A 19,146-nucleotide genomic window follows, 5' to 3' on the forward strand; every position below is an offset into this window, starting at 1 on the left:
ACGAAATTGCCGGGGCGATGGCAGGAGTATAATGGCGGCGTTTTGGTGCCCGCGTCCATGCCCATGGATGCAGTTAAACGGGAAACACAAGGCAGCCAGCGCTCATCGGCAGCGCGGCGGCCAAGGTGTGCTGCCCCCGCAACGGTACGCAAGCGCCGCGCTGTCGATTGCGCGGCAGGCTGGATCGACAACCACTGTGCAGGCTTGCCTGCGCCGGAAGGTGATCCCGTCCCGTCTTGCCAGCCCGGATACCGGCCAGACAGGTGGAAGCGCGAACAGCCTTCCGTTGAATCCGCCCTGCGGGGACGCAGGCGGATGCTCACTACGCGTAAAGAACACATGAACAACTCGAATTCCCGCTGCACGCCGGCACCGCTGGCGCTTGCCGTCGCTCTTTGCTTCGCCGCTCCGGCCTTCGCTCAAACCGCCGCGCAAGCGCTGGCTCCGGTGGTCGTCACCGGCGCCCGCTTCGACAGCGACCCGTCGCTGCTGCCCATCGGCGCCACCGTCATCAGCGCGGCCGAGATCCGCCGCTCCGGCGTGAGCGACGTGAACCAGGCCATCCGCAAGATCGGCGGCGTGCTGGGCCACCAGAGCCTGGACGGCAGCCCGGACTTCGCGCTGGACCTGCGCGGCTTCGGCACCAACAGCAGCCAGAACATGGTGGTGATGCTGGACGGCGTGCGCTTGTCCGAAAACGAGCTGAGCTCGGCCATCCTGTCCACCATCCCGGTCGATTCGGTCGAGCGCATCGAGATCACGCGCGGCGGCAGCAGCGTGCTGTTCGGCGACGGCGCCACCGGCGGCGTGATCCAGATCGTCACCAAGCGCCCCGGCGCGCGCACGGCCGGCACGCACGGCTCGGTGTTCGGCGAAGCGGGTCAGCTGGGCTTGCGCGAAGGCCGCGCGGCCATGACGCACAGCACGGACAGCTGGGCTTTCGACCTGTCCGGCGGCGCGCTGGACACCGACAACTACCGCGACAACAACAAATTCAAGTCGCGCAGCGTGAACGCCGGCGCGCAAGTGGCGTTCCCGGATGGCCGCGCCGGCGTGCGCCTGTCCAGCACGCGCCAGGATTCGCGCTTTGCCGGCTCGCTGAGCCAGGCGCAGTTCGACACCAACCCGCGCCAGGCGTCCACGCCGGATGACTTCGGCTCGCTCGACAGCGACCGCTTCACCGCCTTCATCGAAGCCAAGGTGGCGGGCTACGACCTGGCCGCCGAGCTGTCGCACCGCCGCAAGGAGCTGGAGGCGACCTACTTCTTCGGCACCGGCTCCGCCGCGCTGGACTATGAAAGCAAGCAGACCCAGTTCTCGCCGCGCGTGCGCAAGCTGGGCCAGTTCGGCGGCGTGCTGAACGAGGCGGTGGCCGGCATAGACTTCATCGACTGGACCCGCGACCAGAAGGGCGCCATGCCGGTCAAGGCCACGCAGAAATCGAAGGCGCTGTACCTGCGCGACGAAGTGAAGTGGGACGCCTTCCGCCTGGCCGCCGGCGTGCGCCGCGAGCTGTTCGAGAAGCAGAACGCCGACGCTGCGCCATGGGCCACCGCCAATTACGACGTGACCCAGGGCCTGAACGCCTGGGACATGCAGGGCAGCTATGCGCTGTCGCCGAAAGCCACGCTGCACGCCAAGATCGGCCACAGCTACCGCGTCGCCAACGCCGACGAGAACGGTTACACGCCGGTGCCGAACACCGTGCTGCAGCCGCAGACCTCGCACGACCTGGAGCTGGGCACCACCTACACCGACGGCAGCGGCAAGCTGTCGGCGCGCGTGTTCCGCCACGAGCTGCGCAATGAGATCTTCTACGATCCGACCGCCGGCGCGTTCGGCTTCGGCGCCAACACCAACCTGGCGCCGACCAAGCGCCAGGGCTTCGAGCTGGACGCGAGCGCCGAGCTGGCGCGCGACTGGACCTTGAGCGGCCACTACCAGCGCGTGAAAGCCACCTTCACCGAAGGCGCCATGTCCGGCCGCGAAATGGTGCTGGTGCCGAAGAACGTGCTGAGCGCGCGCCTGACCTGGACCCCGGCCGATGGCCAGACCGCCGACATCGGCGCGCAGTGGGTGGACAGCCAGCGCTTCGGTTCCGACTTTGACAACAGCTGCATCGCGCGCATCCCGTCCTACACCACGCTGGACGCCCGTTACGCGCGCAAGTTCGGCGCCTGGGAAGTGGCGCTGTCCGGCCTGAACCTGACCGACAAGAACTACTACGGCATGGCGTTCCAGTGCCGCGGCGGCATCTACACCTCGGACGGCCGCCAGCTGAAGCTGTCGGCACGCTACGAGTTCTGAAGCGGGCTTGACCGGGCTTGACCGGCCTTAATTGCAGCTTAAAGTCCCCGCCAGCCGGGGATTTTTGCTATCCGGCCTGATGGCAGGGGCAAAAAAATGGTAATCTCGCGGCGTTTGCCACTCTTACTCTAGAAGGACCACTATGCGATTTCTGCGCCTGATCATTGCCGCCGCCGCCCTGTCGTTCACCGCAGCCGGCGCTTCCGCTGCTGAACCGAAGGAAGGCGTGGACTACACCACGCTGGCTTCGCCTGTGCGTACCGACACCGGCAAGAAAGTGGAAGTCATTGAATTCTTCATGTATTCCTGCCCCCACTGCAACGCCTTCGAGCCTTCTTTGCATGACTGGGTGGCCAAGCAGGGCGACAAGATCGCCTTCCGCCGCGTGCACTTCCCGGCCGGCGGCCCGAACGACGCGCAGGCGCACGCCTACCTGACGCTGGAAGCGATGGGCAAGCTGGACGAAATGCACAACAAGATCTTCCGCGCCATCCACGTCGACCGCAACCGCCTGAACAAGGATGACGCGATGACGGATTTCCTGGTGAAGAACGGCATCGACAAGGCGAAATACCTGGAATACTTTAATTCCTTCGCCGTGCAGACTAAAATGAAGCGTGCAGCGCAAGTGATCAGCGCCTACAAGGTGGACAGCGCGCCGACCATCGTGATCGATGGCCGTTTCGTCACGTCGCCTTCGCAGGCCGGCCGTCCGGGCATGCCGGAGCAGGCTTCGCAGCAGGCAACGCTGCAAGTGATGGATTACCTGGTGGCCAAGGCCGCGAAGAAATAAGACGGGAAGACATGAGCGATACCGAAAAAGAAGTGATGGCGATGTACCGCGAGTCGGCGCCGGACGAGAACAAGCTGTTCTGGCGCACGCACGTCAACCATGTTGCGTGGAGCTTGCTGCTGGTGGTGGTCGCCTTTTCGGTATGGCTGATGATTGCGCTGGCCAATGCGGAGAATCAGCGCAACGCGTATGCCAGCAAGAAGTGCGAGGACCGCATGTTCAAGGGTGAAACCGACATGCAATGCATGAAGACGGTGCGCACGCGCGATCACTGGTGGGAGCATGTGGGCTACGCGCTCACGCACACCTCGCCATGAGAACAACCCGCTACGGCGGGTTTTTTTACGTCCCGGGCATGGCGGGTTACGCGGGGCTGGCCCCGCTAACCCGCCCTACGGTGTGGTCCGTGGTCTGCCGTGCCGGGGGCGTGGGGCGGCGTAGGGCGGGTTAGCGCCGCGGCGCGTAACCCGCCGAGTATGCTCACCGTGCACGTGGTCCCCGCCACCAGCGTCAAGTTTTTGGGCACGTCGTCCAGCGTGATGCGCACCGGCACCCGCTGCGCCAGCCGTACCCAGTTGAAGGTGGGATTCACATCCGCCAGCAGTTCGCGGCCGGTGCCGGCGTCGCGGTCGGTGATGCCGCGCGCGATGCTGTCGATATGGCCATGCAGCACGGCCCCGCCGCCCATCAGGCCCAGCTCCACCGGCGCGCCGGTCTTCAGCAATGGCAGCTTGGTTTCCTCGAAGTACCCGACCGCGTAGTAGGAGGCGCTGTTGATGATGGCCAGCTTGGCCGCGCCGACGGCGGCGAAGTCGCCCGCGTGCACGTTCAGGTTGGTCACATAGCCGGACACGGGAGCGCGCACCACGGTGCGTTCCAGGTTCAGCTGCGCCACTTCGCGCGCGGCCTGCACGGCGCGCAGCTGGGCGCCGGCGCTGTCGGCGGCAAAGCTGGCGGTTTCGCGGTTCTCGGTGGAAATGACGGCGTCGTCCAGTGCGGCGCGGCGCTGGGCTTCCTTGGTGCGGCGGCCGCGCTCGACCTGCTGGCCGGCCAGCAGCGCGTTCGCCTGCGCCAGCGCGGCGCTGTAGCGCGCCTTGTCGATCACGAACAGCACGTCGCCTTGCTGTACCAGCTGGTTGTCCTTCACCAGCACGTCGGTGACGGTGCCGGCCACGTCGGCGCTGATGTTGACCACGTCGGCCTTGATGCGGCCATCGCGGGTCCAGGCCGATTCCATGTAGCGGTCCCAGGCGGATTTGCCCAGCCACAGGGCGCCGCACAGCAGCAGGGCGGTGATGAAGAAGCGGAAGATCTTGGCGGTCATGGTCACTTGGAGAGTTAGGAATAGAAGGCCAGCGTCAGCGCGCTGAAGATGCAAACCAGCAGGCACAGGCGCACCAGCGCCGGGTGCCACATGCGGCGGTACAGGCCCGCATGGCCCAGCGCCCAGTCCAGCGCGCCTTGCAGCAGCAGGCTGGCCAGGAAGATGGGCAGCAGGGTGGGGATCAGGATGCCGAAGACGGCGAGTTCACGAGGCATGGCGGACTCCGGGGCTGGTGCTGTTGCCGGTGCTGGCGCTGGTTTGCGGCAGCTGGTCCAGCAGGCTGGTGTAAATGGAATGCAGGTCCGTCAGCGCGCTGCGCAGGCGGACGGCGCGGTCTGGCGCGGCGGTACCGGGGCGTTGGGCGGTGGCCAGTTCGGCCTCCGGCAAGGCCGCGCGCACGGCGGCCCCGGCACGCAGCACGGCGCCGACTGCGGTGGCGCAGCGCTCCTGGGTGGGCGCCTTGAAGTAGGCCGCCAGCGCGGCGACGCAATCTTGCAGCGCACTGCGGGCTTCGCTGCGCCCGGCATCGCCTATCAGCGCGCGCAGCTCGAGCACCGAGTGGCCCAGCTCCAGCAAGGTCAGGCCCTGGCGTACCACGGCGCGCGCGGCTTCGCTCGGCGCGGGGCCGGCGGCGGCGTTCAGTTGGCTCAGCAGGTCGCGCACACGGTTGTCGAAGCGGTGGCGCACGGCGGCCAGACGCGGCGTGGCGTGGCGCCATGCCTGCGGCAGCCACGCCCTTGGCAGCGCGGGCCGCAGCGGCGTAGTGCAGGTGGCCAGCGCTTCGCGCCACAGCGCGGCGGCCACGTGGTCCTTGTGGCCCATGGTGTGCTCGGGCAGCACCACGGCGAAGATGGCCCATGCCAGCGCCACGCCGAGCGGCATGGCCAGCGTGGTGTTGAGGAAGGCGGCCACGTCGTAGTGCGCCAGGTTCAGCGGCGCGATCACCTGCGCGCTGAACAAGGTGATGCCGATACCGATGCCCGCGCGCTTGGGATCGGTGGTCACATAGGCGCCCGCTGCGAACAGCGGCGCGGCCGCCAGCACCAGCATGGGGTAGCCGCCGCCGGGCATCACGAGGAAGAATTCGGTGAAGAAGGACAGCGGCCAGGCGATCAGGAAGCCCTGCATCACCTGCTTGATCATGGCCGTGGGGCGCGGCGAGGACGAGGCCAGCGCGCAGAAGATGGCGGTCATCAGGACCGCATTGACGGCGTACGGCCACGCCATCCAGTACCACACGCCGGCCACGGTGAGCAGCGCGGTGGCGGCGCGGAAGCCGCTGGCCAGCACGATGGCGGGCGGCGTCTTTGGCGTGTAGGCTTGCGGCTCGCTGGCCTGCATGCGCTTGCGCTGCGCCAGGCCGTGGTAGATGGCCGCGAATTCGCCGAACTGGCGCGCAAAGCGCTCCAGCAGCTCGCTGGCCGTTTCGAAGTCGATCCGGTGCGGCGAGGCGGGCTTGCCGCTGCCCGCGTCCGATGCCGGTGCCGGTGCGAGGGCAATAGCGCTGCGGGCGGCTGCGATGGCGTCGGCCAGGGCGGTCTGCATTTCATCCAGCGCCGGGCCTTGCAGCGCTTCGCCATGCGCCAAGGCGGCCGCCAGCTGGGCCAGCAGCGGCTCGATCAGCGCCGGCACGGGCGAGGCGGCGTCCTGGCGCAGGCGGTGCGTGAGGCGGTGCAGCGTGTAGAAGGTGGTTAGCGCCGCCATGAAGGCGCTGTTGAAGGCATGCAGCTGGCGGGTGTGGGCGCGCGCGTGCGCGGCTTCGAAGAACGCGGCGGCGCGGCCCGACTCGAGCGCAGCGATGTCGGCCGCGAAGCGCAAATGCGCCAGCTCGGTTTCGGCTGGCGGCGCCTTGTGCTCCAGCACGTCGCGGCAGAAGTCCAGGAAGCGCAGGTAGCGCGCCTGCACCGTGCGCATCACCTGTGCGCTCTGGTGGCGCGGGAACAGCGCGTCATGCACGACGGTGGCGCAGATCACGCCCAGGCTCACCTCCACCACGCGCGTGACGGCCAGCGAGAACACCGCCGCCGGATGGTCCAGCGCCGGAATGGCGATCATGGCGGCGGTGTAGCCGGCCAATACGAAGCTGTAGGATTGCTGGTTGCGGTACATGGCCGCGCCGCAGGTGCAGGCCGCGATCCACAGCGCCAGGCCGATGAACATCAGCGGCGCCTGCTGCGGGAACACCGCCACCAGCAGCAGCGCGCTGGCGCAGCCCACCAGGGTGCCCAGCAGGCGGTAGAAGGCCTTTTCCAGCACCATGCCGCTGCTGGGCAGGGCCAGGATGAAGGTGGTGGTCATCGCCGTGTTGGGCGAATCGAGGCCGAGGCGGAAGGCCAGCCACAGCGCGGTGAAGGCCGCCAGCAGCGTCTTGACGACGAAGATCCAGCGTTCGCCCTCGCTGCCTGCCCAGTCCCGGACCAGCCCTGCCAGCCGCGCTGGCGTGTGTTGCAGTTTGTACGAGGCTGGGTCCGGGGTCATGTTTTCAGGTCAGGATCAACTGACGTTCTCTAAGTTTGCCAGCTGTCGCTTGAACAGCTGCTCCAGTATCTTGCGCTCGTCGGCGCTGTAGCCGTCGTAGGCGCGGGTAGTGCGAGCCCAGACCTCTGGCATCACCTGCTCGATCAGGGCGCGGCCGCTGTCGGTCAGCGAAATCATCACGCAGCGGCGGTCGCCGGGGCGGTTGCCGCGCGTGATCAGGCCCTGCGCCTCCAGGTCGTTGCACACCCGCGTCAGGTTGGCCGGCTTTTCCATGCAGGCTTCGCCCAGCGTGGAGGCGGTCGACGTTTCGTCGTCCGAACCGTACAGCACCGCCAGCACCATGTAGCTGGCGTCCACCAGGTCATACTTGCGCAAGGCCGCGTTGGTCAGGTCTTTCATGCGCTTCTGTACGTGGTACGTCAGCCGCATCAGCCGCATGGTCTCCTCCGGGAACTCCGGCATGCGTGCGTGGATGTTCTTCAGGCGCTTGTTTGTCGCATCAAAACTGCTCATTGCGCTCTCCTCTCCCTGTACGAAAGTAGTGATTGTACTATCGTTGTATCAAGGGAAATCTTGTTTCAGTCCTCCACCCAGCGCCGCCATCAGCGCGGCATAGCTATCGAGACGCCTGCTTTGCACTTGTATCATCTGCTGCTGCTCGGCCAGCAGGATCAGGCGCGCCTGTAAAACGCTGAGCGAGTCGGTCATGCCGGCACGGAAGGCGCGGTCGGCCAGCGCGTGCGCCTTGCTGGCCGAGGCCAGCGCCTTCTCGGCAAGTTTCTGCTGCTCGTCCACCGAGCGCGCCTGCGTGACGGCGTTGGCCACTTCGGCCAGCGCCTGCACCAGCGTGGCGTTGTACTGCTCCACGGCGATGTCGTACAGCGCGTTCTGGCTGCCCAGCTGGGCGCGCAGGCGGCCGCCTTCGAAGATCGGCAGGCTCACGGCCGGGGCCACGCCGCGCGTGGCGGAGTGCACGTCCAGCAGGCGGCTGAAGCCCAGCGCCTGGAAGCCGGCGAAGGCCACCAGGTTGATGTTGGGGTAGAAGTCGGCGCGCGCCACGCCGATGCGCCTGGCCGCCGCTTCCACGCGCCAGCGCTGGGCCGCCAGGTCGGGGCGGCGCGCCACCAGTTCGGCCGGCAGGGCGCTCGGCAGCACGGCGGCCTGGTTCAATGTCAGCACTGGCCGGGCGATGGTGTCGCCATCGCCCGGTCCCTGGCCGATCAGGGCTGCCAGCTGGTTGCGCAGCAGGGCGACGGATTCGGCCGCCTGTTCCCGCTCGCGCCGCCCGGCCGGCAGCGTTGTCTCTATCGTGGCCACGTCGATGTCGCTGGCCAGGCCGGCGTTGCGGCGGCGCCGCGTCAGTTCCAGGATCTGCTGGCGCTGCTGCAGGCTGGCGGCCACCGCGTCCTGCATGGCGAAGGCGTTGGCCAGCTGGATGTAGCTGTGCACGATGGCCGTTTCCAGGGCCAGCTTCACCATCTGCGATTCGGCGGCGGCCATTTGCGCGTCGTGCAGCGCGGCGGCCAGTGCGTCGCGGTTGCGGCCCCATAGGTCCAGGTCGTAGGACGCGGTGATGTTCACCGTGTTCTTGGTGGCGTAGTTGCCGGCCAGCGGCGCGGGCACGGTGCTGTGCGCGGAATACAGTTCGCGGTCGATCACGGCGCTGCCGTCCACGCGCGGCCTGGTGGCCGCTTCGGCCACGCCGGCCAGCGCCTGCGCCTGGCGCACGCGCGCCTGGCTGGCCTTGAGGCTGGGATTGCCTTCCAGCGCGCGCGCCAGCAGCCGGTCCAGCTGCGGATCGTTCAGCGCGCGCCACCAGGCTTGCTTCGGCCAGGCTGCTTGCGCCGCTGCGCCTTCCGCGGCCGCCGCCTGAATGGCGGCGCCTGCGTTCAGGTGCACCGGGTCCAGCTTGCGGGCCTGGGTCGGTGCGACCTTGCTCATGTCGGCGCAGGCGGCAAGCGCCAGTGCAAGGCTGAGCAGGGTAAGGCGGCGCGTGAAGGTCATCGGCGTGGGCGGGCTGGATTACTTGGCGATGTGCTTCCTGGTCTGGGCCACGTCCATGTCGGCTTCGGTTTCGACCAGGGTGCCGTTCTTGCGGGCTTCGATGACTTCGGCGATCACTTCGGCGCGGGTGCGGCCGGTGCTGCCCTGGGATTGCTTGGCGTCCGGCGCCGGTGCGGCGGTTTGGGCGGAAACGGTGCCTGCGGCGGCGATGAGGGCGAGAGCGGCGATAAGGGTCTTCATGATGGTTCTCCTGATTGAGTGAAATCAGTATATCAATGAATAGTACATTTGTGAAGTAAGTGTTTTCCACTAGGCATGGTGCGCGCCGCTCCGGCCGCTGCTTTGTTAGAGTGAAAGCATTCGCAATCAGGCCTATGGAGGCAATCATGACGGGCACCAGTACACTTGATCCTGACAATTTCCCGCAGGCACCCGACCGCACGCTGGGGCGCGGCCACGGCACCGGCGCGCTGGGGCCGAGCGACAGTTCGGATTCCGGCAGCGACGTGGCCGGCGGCACGGCCGGCCCGGAACTGGGCGACGCGGACCTGGACAGCGATACCGATTCGCGCGGCACCGGCGAGCGCGCCGAGGTGGGGCGCGAGTCGGTGGAGAAGGACGGCGCGGACATCAATGTGGACCACATTGAAACGGTTCCGCTGGCGGACCTGGAGGGGGATGAGGACAGCAGCGCCGGCGAAAGGCGCTAGAACCTGGGCTTAGGCTCAGCTGGCGGCGGACATCATGTCCGCCAGCCAGTCCACGAACACGCGCACGCGCGGCGACAGCTGGCGCTGGTGCGGATACATCACGGACACCGGCATCGCCGGCGGCCGCCACGCTCCCAGCACTTCGCGGAAGCTGCCGTCCCGCAGCTGCGTAGCCACGTGGTAGCGCGGCAGCTGGATCAGGCCGAGGTCATTGGTGCAGCACTGCACGTACGCTTCCGCGTTGCTGACCGAGACGGAGCCGGGCAGCGACACGCTGCGCGCCGCGCCGTCCACCACGAAATCAAACGGAAACTGCTTGCCGCTGGCGATGGAGTAGAAGTTCACCGCGCGGTGCCGGGCCAGCTCGTCCAGCGTGCGCGGCGTGCCATGCCGGTCCAGGTAGGCAGCGCTGGCGCAAGTGACCTGCTGCAGGCTGGCGACGCGGCGCGCCACCATGCTGGAGTCGCGCAGCTCGCCGCCGCGCAGCACGCAGTCCACGCCTTCGCGCACCAGGTCCACCAGGCGGTCGCCCATGCCGATTTCCAGTTCGATGTCCGGATAGCGGGCGAAGAATTCCGATAGCCGGGGCAGCACGAAGTGGCGCGCCAGCGTCCCTTGCAAATCCACCCGCAATTTCCCGCGCGGCAGCACGCCGCTGTTGCCGAAGCCGGCCTCGGTCTCCTCCACGTCCGCGAGGATGCGTACGCAGCGCTGGTAATAGGCCTGGCCGTCCAGCGTGGCGCTCACGTGGCGCGTGGTCCGCTGCAGCAGGCGCACGCCGAGGCGCGCCTCCAGCTGCTTGATGGTGTGGGTGGCGGTGGCGGCGGGCAGCTGCAGGTCGTCCGCCGCCCGGCTGAAGCTTTCCAGTTCCACGATGCGCGTAAACAGGCGCATGGCGTCGAGTCTGTCCATGATTATTGGTGAATATTGAATTGTGATACTGATTTTAGTGCATTTATTGATATGGGTGGTTAAGTGATACTGGCTTCACTGCAGCACTAATCAAGTCAACCCAAGGAGCCACACCATGCACACCATGAACACCAAGCAAAAACAAGTAGCCATCGTCACCGGCGCCTCGCGCGGCATCGGCGCCGCCATCGCCCAGCGGCTGGCGCGGGACGGTTACGCCGTCGTCGTCAACTACGCAGGCAACGCCGCCGAGGCGCAGGAGGTAGTCGGCGCCATCGAAGCGCAGGGCGGTGCGGCGCTGGCCGTGAAGGCGGACGTGTCCGATCCTGCCGCCGTGAAAGCCCTGTTCGACAGCGCGGCCGCGCGCTTCGGCCGGGTGGATGTGCTGGTGAACAATGCCGGCATCATGCCGCCGTCGCTGCCCACGCTGGCCGATACCGACGACCAGACCTTCGACCGCCTGTTCGCCGTCAACGTGAAAGGCACGTTCAACACGCTGCGCGAGGCGGCGACGCGGCTGGAACAGGGCGGGCGCATCGTGAACTTTTCGACCAGCATCGTCGGCCTCGGGCTGCCTGGCTACGCGGCGTACGGCGCCACCAAGGCTGCGGTGGAAGTGATGACCAACATCATGGCCAAGGAGCTGCGCGGCAAGAACATCAGCGTGAACGCCGTCGCGCCCGGCCCGACCGCCACCGAGCTGTTCCTGAACGGTAAATCGGAAGAAGCCATCCAGCGCATGTCCAGGATGGCGCCGCTGGAACGCCTGGGCACGCCGGACGACATCGCCGCCGCGGTCGCCTTCCTGGCCGGCCCGGACGGCGGATGGATCAATGGCCAGACCCTGCGCGCCAATGGCGGACTGGTCTGAGCACGTGTCCACGGATTGGGCTGAATTGGCCTGACCACTAATTAACCCTGACCCCATTTTCGGGGTACGTAGGAGAATTGAGATGAAGAAATCTATTGTGCTGGTGACTGGTGCCGGGACCGGCATTGGCCACTTGACCGTGAAGGCGCTGGCGCTGGCGGGGCATACGGTGTATGCGAGCATGCGCGATGTGCAGGGGCGCAATGCGTCCAGGGTGCGGGAGCTGCGGGACTGGGCTTTCGCCAGTGGCGCGGATGTGCGCGCCGTGGAGCTGGACGTGCTGTCGCAGCGCTCGGCCGATGCGGCCGTGGCCACCATCGTGGCGGAGCGCGGCAGGCTGGATGTGGTGGTGCATAACGCGGGCCACCTGGTGATCGGGCCGGCCGAGGCGTTTTCGCCGGAGGAGATCGCGGCGGTCTTCGATACCAATTTCCTCGGCACCCAGCGCGTGAACAGGGCGGTGCTGCCGGTGATGCGCGCGCAGCAGTCCGGCCTGCTGCTGTGGGTGAGCAGCACGACGGCGCGCGGCGGCTTCCCGCCCTTCCTGGGGCCGTACGCGGCGGCCAAGGCGGCCATGGATTCGATGGCGGTAAGCATGGCTTTCGAGCTGGCGCGCTTCAATATCGAGACGTCCATCGTGGTGCCGGGCGCGTTCACGGCGGGCACCGAGCATTTCCCGAAGGCGGGCCGCGCGGCCGACGCGGCGACCATCGCCGCTTATGCACGCTACGACGGCCTGCTGGACCAAGTGGCGGCGCGGCTGGCGCAGCTGTCGCCGCCGGAGTCCGATCCGGCGGCGGTGGGGGCGGAGATTGCGCGCATCGTCGGCCTGCCGCACGGCGCGCGCCCGTTCCGCTCGGTGGTGGACTTTATCGACGATGGCGCGGCGGCGGTGACGGAGGTGGCGGAACGGGTGCGCATCGAGTTCGCCCAGCGCATCGGCATCGCGGACTTGCTGCAGCCGGGGGTGTAAATTGATTCATACTGTACCAAAGTACAAGATACAATCCTGCCCCGTGGCGCTAGCATCGCTGGCATAGGGAAAAGTCCGGGGCGGGATGATGGGCATGGTGGCTAACTTGGCGGATCGCTGCAGGCAGGCGGCGCGGCGTTTCGCTGCGCTGCTGGCGGACGTCTGCGTGCCGCGCGCGCTGCTGCGGCGCATCGCGTCGCGCCGGGTGTCGATTGCGCTGATCGTGAGTCTGGCACTGGCGGCGCTGGTGACGGTGGTGCTGGTGGCCTTTGCGGTGCTGTCGTATAACCAGGAGCGCGACGAGCGCTGGCGCAGCCTGCACCGCGAGCTCGATGCCAGCGCCGACCAGCTAACCGCGGCCATCGCGCTGCCGGCCTGGAACTTCGATGACCGCCAGATCGTCGCCATCGTGCAGGCCAGCCTGAATAACCGCGACCTGTATGGCTGCACCGTCACCCTCAGCAACAGGATGCAGTTCGTCTTCCTGCGCAATGCGCAAGGCGTGCTGGAGCAGGTGGCGCAGCCGCCGGACATTCCGGCCTTGCGCACGGCGGAGCGGCAGATCCTCGTGGCGGGCCGGGAGATCGGCGTCGTGAAGATGTATGTCACGCCGCAGTATGTGCTGCAGACCTTGCGCGAGCGCCGCATCGCGCTCGCTTTCGCCATCGTGGCGCTGGACGTGACGCTGGTGCTGGGCGTGTATCTGCTGCTGTGGTATCTGATGCTCAAACCGCTCAAGTCGGTGGGCCAGTACGCGGCCAGCGTGAAGGCCGGCGGCACCGGCGAGGGGCCGCACCAGTCGCTGTTCCTGGGCGAGCTGAAGACGCTGAACGAATCCATCCTGGAGATGGTGGCGCTGCTGGACCAGCGCTACAGCGCCATGCAGGCCAGCGAGGAGCGCCTGGCCATCGCCACCGACGCGGCCCATATCGGCATCTGGGACTGGGACGTGGAGACCAACCAGCTGCTTTGGGACCGCGAAATGCACCGCCAGTACGGCGTGCCGCAGGGCGGTTTCGACAGCACGCTGGCCAGCTGGGAAGCGACCCTGCTGCCGGAAGACCTGGAGCGCGTGAACCGCCTGGTGGCCGAGGTGCAGCGCGGCGAGCGCCAATACAACACCGAGTTCCGCATCCGCTGGCCGGACGGCCAGCTGCGTCACATCAAGTCGGCCGGCAAGGCCTTCCGCGACGCCGGCGGCGCGCTGCGGCGCCTGGTGGGCGTGAACTACGACATCACGGACATCAAGCAGGCCGAGGAAGAACTGCGGCGCCACCGCAACCACCTGGAGGAGCTGGTGGCCGAGCGCACCGAGGCGCTGTCGGTGGCGGTGACCGAGGCCAAGGCGGCCAACCGCGCCAAGAGCGTGTTCCTGGCCACCATGAGCCACGAGCTGCGCACGCCGCTGCATTCGGTGATCGGCTTCTCGCGCCTGCTGGCTGATTCGCAGTCCATGACGGACGAGGAGAAGCGCAACCTGGGCGTGATCAACCGCTCGGGCCAGCATTTGCTCACGCTGATTAACGACTTGCTGGAGCTGTCGAAGATCGAGGCCGGCCGCATCACCTTGCAGTCCACGGTGGTGGCGGTGGAGGGCGTGCTGCGCGAAGTGATGGACATGCTGGGCGCGCGCGCCCGCCAGGCCGGCCTGCACATGACGCTGGACTGCCATGGCCTGCCGGCGGCGGTGCAGATGGACGGGGCGCGGCTGCGCCAGGTGCTGCTCAACCTGGTCTCGAACGCGGTGAAGTTTGCGCAGCAGGGCAGCGTAATGCTGATCGCGCGCGCCGAGCCGCTGGAGGGCGGGCGGCACCGGCTGTCGTTCTCGGTGCGCGACACCGGCAAGGGCATCGCCAAGGCCGACCAGCAGCGCATCTTCGAGCCTTTCGTCCAGACCGACAACACCGGCGCGCAGGAAGGCACCGGCCTGGGGCTGACCATCTCGCGCGAATTCGTGCGCATGATGGGCGGTTCGCTGGAGGTGGAGTCGGAACTGGGGCGGGGTGCGGAGTTCCGCTTCACGCTGGAGGTGCAGGGGGCGGACTGCGTGCCGGGCGAGGCGCTGAGCGTGGTGGAGGCGCTGGAGGCGTCGCAGCGCGGGCGCCGCATCCTGGTGGTGGACGACAACGAGGACAGCCGCCATCTGATCGACAGCCTGCTGTCTCCGCTGGGTTTCCAGGTGGAGCTGGCCGCCGATGGCGCCGCCGGGCTGGCGGCGCTGCGGCGCGCGCAGCCGGCGCTGGTGTTCATGGACTGGCGCATGCCGGGCCTGGACGGGATCACGGTGATACGGCAGCTGCGCGCCGAGCCGGCGCTGGCGCAGCCGCGCGTGGTGATGATGACGGCGCACGCCTTCGAGGAGGAGCGGCGCGAGGCGCTGGATGCCGGGGCCGACGAATTCATGTGCAAGCCTATCGAGCAGGATAAGCTGTTCCAGGTGCTGGAGCAGCAGCTGGGGGTGCGCTTCCGGCGCCGCCAGCGGCTGCCGTCGGTGCAGCGCGCGCCGCTGACCGAGGCGCGCCTGGCGCTGCTGCCTTACGAGGTGCTGATGGCCATGCGCGAGGCGCTGCACCTGCTGTATCCGGCGCGCGCGCTGCAGCTGCTTGAGGCCTTCCGCGCCGACCATGGCGACACCGTGCTGGCGGTGGAGGCGATGCTGGAACAGCACCAGTATCCGCAGCTGTGCAGCATGATCGAGGCGGTGTGCGCGGAGCAGGCCGGCTGAGGTCCTGGCGGCTACGTCTTGTGGCTGGACGAGCCGGCCCACAGGTTGACCTGGCCTTCCTGCGCCTGCAGGTCGATGGCGCACAATTCGTCCTGCGTGAAGGCCAGGTTCTTCAGCGCCGCCACGTTTTCGCGGATCTGCGCGCTATTGCTGGCGCCGATCAGCGTGGAGGTCACGCGCGGGTCGCGCAGCACCCAGGCCAGCGCCATCTGCGCCAGCGTCTGGCCGCGCTGCCTGGCGATCTCGTTCAGGCCGCGCACCCGTTCCAGGTTCTCGCTGCTCAGGTGGGCTTGCTGCAGCGAGCCGCCGCCGGGGCGGTTCACGCGCGCCTCCTGCGGGATGCCGTTCAGGTATTTGTCCGACAGGATGCCTTGCGCCAGCGCCGTGAAGGTGATGCAGCCTATGCCTTCCCTGCCCAGCGTGTCGAGCAGGCCTTCGGTTTCGATCCAGCGGTTGAGCATATTGTAGGATGGCTGGTGGATCAAACAGGGCACTTTCCAGTCGGCCAGCAGGCGCGCCGCGACGGCGGTCTTTTCGGCCGAGTAGGACGATACGCCCACGTACAGCGCCTTGCCCTGGTGGACCGCGTGGGCCAGCGCGGCCATGGTTTCTTCCAGCGGCGTGTCCGGGTCGTAGCGGTGCGAATAGAAGATGTCCACGTACTCCAAGCCCATGCGCCGCAGGCTCTGGTCCAGGCTGGCCAGCACGTATTTGCGCGAGCCGCCGCCCTGGCCGTAGGGACCGGGCCACATGTCCCAGCCGGCCTTGGTGGAGATGATCAGTTCGTCGCGGTAGGGGCGGAAGTCTTCCTTGAAGATGTGGCCGAAATTGGTTTCGGCGCTGCCGTACGGCGGGCCGTAGTTGTTGGCCAGGTCGAAGTGGTTGATGCCCAGGTCGAAGGCGGTGCGCAGCATGTCGCGCTGCGAGGCGAGGGTGCTGGTGTCGCCGAAGTTGTGCCACAGGCCGAGCGACATGGCCGGCAGTTTCAGGCCGCTGCGCCCGCAGCGGCGGTACTGCATTTCCTCGTAGCGGTGGCGGGATGCGTGGTAGGTCATGCTGGTCTCCTTGCTGGGTGTCCGTTCGCAAGTCGATGATAGCGTAATCATGTGGCGCGCGCATGACCGTCCGTCGGCGCTGCCGTCGATTCGTCGCATGCCTGGTGCGCAGGGGCGCGTGGCGCCGCTGCCGCACCGGCTGCTGCTGGTGACGATATCCGGCGTGCTGACCGGGTGCGAGTCCGATCCCGGCTGAAATCGGAACACCGCATTATCAAGACGCTGCAGCAAGGCTGATGGGGCCGGCCCGGGTTCCGGGGTTCGGTTAGAATGGTTGCCCAATTTGAACCATTTGGGGCGGTGCCGGCATGGAGATCAGGAACACGCAGATGGCTGCGCTGGAAAAGGCGGGGTTGAAGCAGTTTGCCGTCGAGTTGCAGCAAACGCTGCGCGCCGAGGCACCCCGCATGTCGGCCCGGCTGGATGACCAGGCGCTGGCGCAGTTTTGCGCCGACACTGTCTCGTATAGCGTCCAGCATGGGCTGGCAAAGAAAAAGCATATCGCGCAGATGGCGCTGTGCTTCCTGAAGCTGGGGGGTGGATTTCGTCCAGGCCCAGCCGCCGGGCTGGGTCTCGCAGCCGCGCGAGGCCGGCAGCATGTCCGATGACGACGAGTGGCTTGTATACGTGCGCAATGGCAGCCGGGTCAAACTGAGCGCGGACTGACAGGACATGTACGCCAAGATCATCGTTAAGGATGTCCCGACGCTGAAAGATGTCGAGTTCTACGCCGACCTGCCGGCTGGCTTTATCGAGCCGGCCATAGGGCGAGCCCTGGATGAGGCATTCTCCGCCAAGCTGCTTGGCGAGCTGCGGTTTTCGAGGGTGCTCAAGGTGCTGCTGCACCGCGACAGTTCCTCCTCCGGCGCCACCGTCCCCCTGATCGGCGAAGATCTTATCCCCGACGGCTATTACGTCACCGTGCCTACCTTCGAAGTGCTGTGCGACTGGCCGGCCGACGACGATGACGAATTCGAGCGCGCTTTCGACCGGATGGGCGTGCTGTTCGGCGAGAGCACGGTCAAGCCGATATTGGCTTGTCCGCTGACGCGGCACGTGCCAAAAGGTCCGCCACCGGGCAGCGCGCCTGAGCGTGCCTCATCGGCTACGGCACCGCTGGAGCCGGCCGATGCGCCGCCAAAGCGTCTGAAAGTCTATTTCTCATCGGCAGTGCACGAAGAGTACCGCGGCGGCGATGCGGACTTCATGAAGTCAATGGTAGATGGCCTGAGCGCACTCGGCGTGGAGGCGGTGCGCCTGGCGAATTCGATGATGCCGATGGGCGACGAGCAAAGAGCCCAGCTCCGCGAAGGCAGGCTGGTGACGCTGGATTACTACGCCGCGCTGACGGAGGAACAACGCCAATTCAAGGAAACCAATTTGGCGGTGCAGATCGAAGCCGCCATCGTCTGCATGCTCAAGTTCTTCGCCGGCGAGATGCACGACAATCCGGATATTCTGCCCATCCTGCACATCCAGTCCCGCCTGCCCAGCAGCGGCAGCGCATTTGTCACGGCGGAGACGATACGGAGGTTCAGGGACGCCGGGATTTCGGTGTTTGTGACGGTGCATGAATGGCTGTACAACAAGAAGCACATACCGACCCGGGCCGAGGCCATCACTGTGCCGACACAGGCCATCTGCGAAGCTGCGCATGGCGCGATTTTTGTCAACGACCTTGATCAGCGCGATGCGGCGGTGGCGGAATCGACCTTTATCCCGATTCCGATTACCGTTGCCTTTGAAAATATCGACGTGGAGGCCGTTCTGGCACGCCCTAGCCGGGTGCTGATGTTCGGCATGCTGCGTCCCGGCAAAGGCTTCGAGCGTGCCGCCGATCTCGGTGGCGCGCTGCAGACGAGATATCTGCGCGACTACCACGCAGGCTCCCCTGGACACGAACAGCGCTGGGCGGTGTGGGTGGTAGGCAAGCTGACAGGAATCTTCAAGGAGTTTGAAGCGCTGGTAAGGAACGTGTTCAGGGATGAAATTTACAAGACGGTGTTTGCCGAGACGGAATGGCTGAAGAAGCTCGATATCGCCGCGAATGGCAACGACGACGCGTTCAACAGCGCTGTCAGCGAAAAATTGCGCGCCTGCGAGGAGTTGCGGGCGGCCTGTTACGCCAGGCACCGCCTGGACAACCCCCGCCCGCTGAGCGAGATCAAGGACGACCAGGCGCGCCTGGGCGTGCGGCCGGGACTGGGAAAACCAACCCAAACGCTGTTGAAGGACCGCGATAAGCGCGCCATAGGAGAACAATTGGCGGCGGCGCAGAAGCAGTATTTTGCAGCGCGCGCAGGACCGGACCGGTTTACATTCGCCGTTGACGACCCTGAGTACCAGAAGCTTCTGACGGAAGAGCAGCGCAGGCTCGCTCCGCAATACGCTGAACTGCTAGTCCAGCGCGCGTGGGGGGCGAAACGCGACCACCTTTTAGCCGAAGAGAGTCGATGGGACAACCTGCCGCTGCCCGTGTTCTTTAAATTGAATCTGGATGAACCGGAGCTGGTGGAGACCTTCAAGCAGTGCAAGTATGTCTACAAGCCGGACGATAAGGGCATGGCGGACAACGCCTCTGCGATGATTTCGCCGATGGCTAACGGCTGCATACTGTTCACCAGCTGGGGCGCCGTGACGCCTGCCGAGTTCAAGTCCGGGGCGTCGGGGCTGCCCCGGATAGAGGCGCCGGAGCGCTTCAAGCTGGACTTTGAAAGCCGCTATGCGAAGTCCATCGTGTTGAGCGGCGCCGAGGGCGCGCCGATGACTCCCGACAGCGTTATTGAATCGATCAACGCCCGTGAGGGGGACGATAACGCGAGCAACAGGGCTACGCTGGAAAGTCTCAAGCATCTGACCGAGCACCGCTATCTGCCGATCATGGTCGCTGCGCGCCATGTGATTTATTACCGGCGCAGAATTTTTGGCACGCCGCGTACGATTCTAATTCCAAAAGAAGAACATCACTAGGCGGGGGGGGGCCGGCCAGGTAGG

Annotated in this window: 18 protein-coding genes and 1 riboswitch; of the genes, 10 read left to right on the forward strand and 8 right to left on the reverse strand. The window is 66.6% G+C overall.

Going from position 1 to position 19,146, the window contains the following annotated elements:
* Positions 1–26: 26 nt before the first annotated feature.
* A riboswitch (cobalamin riboswitch) is annotated at positions 27–275 on the forward strand.
* A 64-nt stretch (positions 276–339) separates the two neighbouring features.
* The 3 genes from ACFJI2_RS03560 to ACFJI2_RS03570 all read left to right on the forward strand — a co-directional run bounded on the left by ACFJI2_RS03560 (position 340) and on the right by ACFJI2_RS03570 (position 3,417).
* The gene (locus ACFJI2_RS03560) at positions 340–2,307 is read left to right on the forward strand and encodes a TonB-dependent receptor (RefSeq protein WP_377703768.1); all 1,968 of its coding nucleotides are present in this window, start codon (positions 340–342) and stop codon (positions 2,305–2,307) included.
* Between the two features lie 142 nt (positions 2,308–2,449).
* On the forward strand, positions 2,450–3,100 hold the full coding sequence (locus ACFJI2_RS03565; RefSeq protein WP_107876994.1) for a thiol:disulfide interchange protein DsbA/DsbL: 651 nt from the start codon (positions 2,450–2,452) through the stop codon (positions 3,098–3,100).
* A gap of 11 nt (positions 3,101–3,111) precedes the next feature.
* Complete coding sequence (locus ACFJI2_RS03570) at positions 3,112–3,417, forward strand: hypothetical protein (RefSeq protein WP_107876992.1); 306 nt, start codon at positions 3,112–3,114, stop codon at positions 3,415–3,417.
* A gap of 65 nt (positions 3,418–3,482) precedes the next feature.
* On the opposite strand, the gene ACFJI2_RS03575 is transcribed toward ACFJI2_RS03570, so the two are convergent.
* Genes ACFJI2_RS03575 through ACFJI2_RS03600 form a run of 6 tightly spaced genes read right to left on the reverse strand, consistent with a single transcriptional unit; the run spans position 3,483 to position 9,146 of the window.
* On the reverse strand, positions 3,483–4,424 hold the full coding sequence (locus ACFJI2_RS03575) for an efflux RND transporter periplasmic adaptor subunit (RefSeq protein WP_377703769.1): 942 nt from the start codon (positions 4,422–4,424) through the stop codon (positions 3,483–3,485).
* A gap of 14 nt (positions 4,425–4,438) precedes the next feature.
* Positions 4,439–4,639 carry a DUF1656 domain-containing protein gene (locus ACFJI2_RS03580; RefSeq protein ID WP_107876988.1) on the reverse strand — a complete coding sequence of 67 codons (201 nt, stop codon included), beginning with the start codon at positions 4,637–4,639 and terminating at the stop codon, positions 4,439–4,441.
* Entirely contained in the window at positions 4,629–6,902 is a 2,274-nt protein-coding gene (locus ACFJI2_RS03585; protein WP_377703770.1) for an FUSC family protein, read from the reverse strand. Before ACFJI2_RS03585 ends, ACFJI2_RS03580 begins: the two co-directional genes overlap by 11 nt.
* Positions 6,903–6,917: 15 nt before the next feature.
* A complete protein-coding gene (locus ACFJI2_RS03590) occupies positions 6,918–7,415 on the reverse strand; it encodes a MarR family winged helix-turn-helix transcriptional regulator (RefSeq protein ID WP_377703771.1) in 498 nt (165 codons plus the stop codon).
* Positions 7,416–7,463: 48 nt separating this feature from the next.
* Positions 7,464–8,906 carry an efflux transporter outer membrane subunit gene (locus ACFJI2_RS03595; protein WP_377703772.1) on the reverse strand — a complete coding sequence of 481 codons (1,443 nt, stop codon included), beginning with the start codon at positions 8,904–8,906 and terminating at the stop codon, positions 7,464–7,466.
* Positions 8,907–8,924: 18 nt separating this feature from the next.
* On the reverse strand, positions 8,925–9,146 hold the full coding sequence (locus ACFJI2_RS03600) for a DUF4148 domain-containing protein (protein WP_377703773.1): 222 nt from the start codon (positions 9,144–9,146) through the stop codon (positions 8,925–8,927).
* 146 nt (positions 9,147–9,292) lie between these two features.
* Between ACFJI2_RS03600 and ACFJI2_RS03605 the strand changes: the two genes are divergently transcribed.
* The gene (locus ACFJI2_RS03605) at positions 9,293–9,616 is read left to right on the forward strand and encodes a hypothetical protein (protein WP_132139338.1); all 324 of its coding nucleotides are present in this window, start codon (positions 9,293–9,295) and stop codon (positions 9,614–9,616) included.
* 15 nt (positions 9,617–9,631) lie between these two features.
* Here the strand turns inward: ACFJI2_RS03605 and ACFJI2_RS03610 are convergent, their stop codons facing one another.
* Positions 9,632–10,528, reverse strand: coding sequence for a LysR family transcriptional regulator (locus tag ACFJI2_RS03610; RefSeq protein ID WP_377703774.1), 897 nt, complete (start codon positions 10,526–10,528; stop codon positions 9,632–9,634).
* A gap of 115 nt (positions 10,529–10,643) precedes the next feature.
* On the opposite strand from ACFJI2_RS03610, the gene ACFJI2_RS03615 reads away from it, so the two are divergent.
* The 3 genes from ACFJI2_RS03615 to ACFJI2_RS03625 all read left to right on the forward strand — a co-directional run bounded on the left by ACFJI2_RS03615 (position 10,644) and on the right by ACFJI2_RS03625 (position 15,097).
* Positions 10,644–11,399, forward strand: coding sequence for an SDR family oxidoreductase (locus tag ACFJI2_RS03615; protein WP_377703775.1), 756 nt, complete (start codon positions 10,644–10,646; stop codon positions 11,397–11,399).
* A gap of 82 nt (positions 11,400–11,481) precedes the next feature.
* Positions 11,482–12,372 (forward strand): SDR family oxidoreductase, encoded by an 891-nt coding sequence (locus ACFJI2_RS03620; RefSeq protein ID WP_377703776.1) that lies wholly within the window; start codon positions 11,482–11,484, stop codon positions 12,370–12,372.
* 106 nt (positions 12,373–12,478) lie between these two features.
* On the forward strand, positions 12,479–15,097 hold the full coding sequence (locus tag ACFJI2_RS03625) for an ATP-binding protein (RefSeq protein WP_377703777.1): 2,619 nt from the start codon (positions 12,479–12,481) through the stop codon (positions 15,095–15,097).
* A gap of 11 nt (positions 15,098–15,108) precedes the next feature.
* Here ACFJI2_RS03625 and mgrA read toward each other — a convergent pair whose 3' ends face one another.
* Positions 15,109–16,152, reverse strand: a complete 1,044-nt coding sequence (mgrA, locus tag ACFJI2_RS03630) for an L-glyceraldehyde 3-phosphate reductase (RefSeq protein WP_377703778.1) — start codon at positions 16,150–16,152, stop codon at positions 15,109–15,111.
* A gap of 49 nt (positions 16,153–16,201) precedes the next feature.
* Here mgrA and ACFJI2_RS03635 point away from each other — a divergent pair, with 49 nt between their 5' ends.
* From ACFJI2_RS03635 to ACFJI2_RS03645, 3 genes are all read left to right on the forward strand, one after another.
* Positions 16,202–16,348 (forward strand): hypothetical protein, encoded by a 147-nt coding sequence (locus ACFJI2_RS03635; RefSeq protein ID WP_377703779.1) that lies wholly within the window; start codon positions 16,202–16,204, stop codon positions 16,346–16,348.
* A gap of 112 nt (positions 16,349–16,460) precedes the next feature.
* Entirely contained in the window at positions 16,461–16,760 is a 300-nt protein-coding gene (locus ACFJI2_RS03640; protein WP_377703780.1) for a hypothetical protein, read from the forward strand.
* 64 nt (positions 16,761–16,824) lie between these two features.
* Positions 16,825–19,122, forward strand: a complete 2,298-nt coding sequence (locus tag ACFJI2_RS03645; RefSeq protein ID WP_377703781.1) for a hypothetical protein — start codon at positions 16,825–16,827, stop codon at positions 19,120–19,122.
* Positions 19,123–19,146 lie beyond the last annotated feature (24 nt).

It is taken from the genome of Pseudoduganella sp. UC29_71, from assembly GCF_042693265.1.
Lineage (GTDB): Bacteria > Pseudomonadota > Gammaproteobacteria > Burkholderiales > Burkholderiaceae_D > Rugamonas.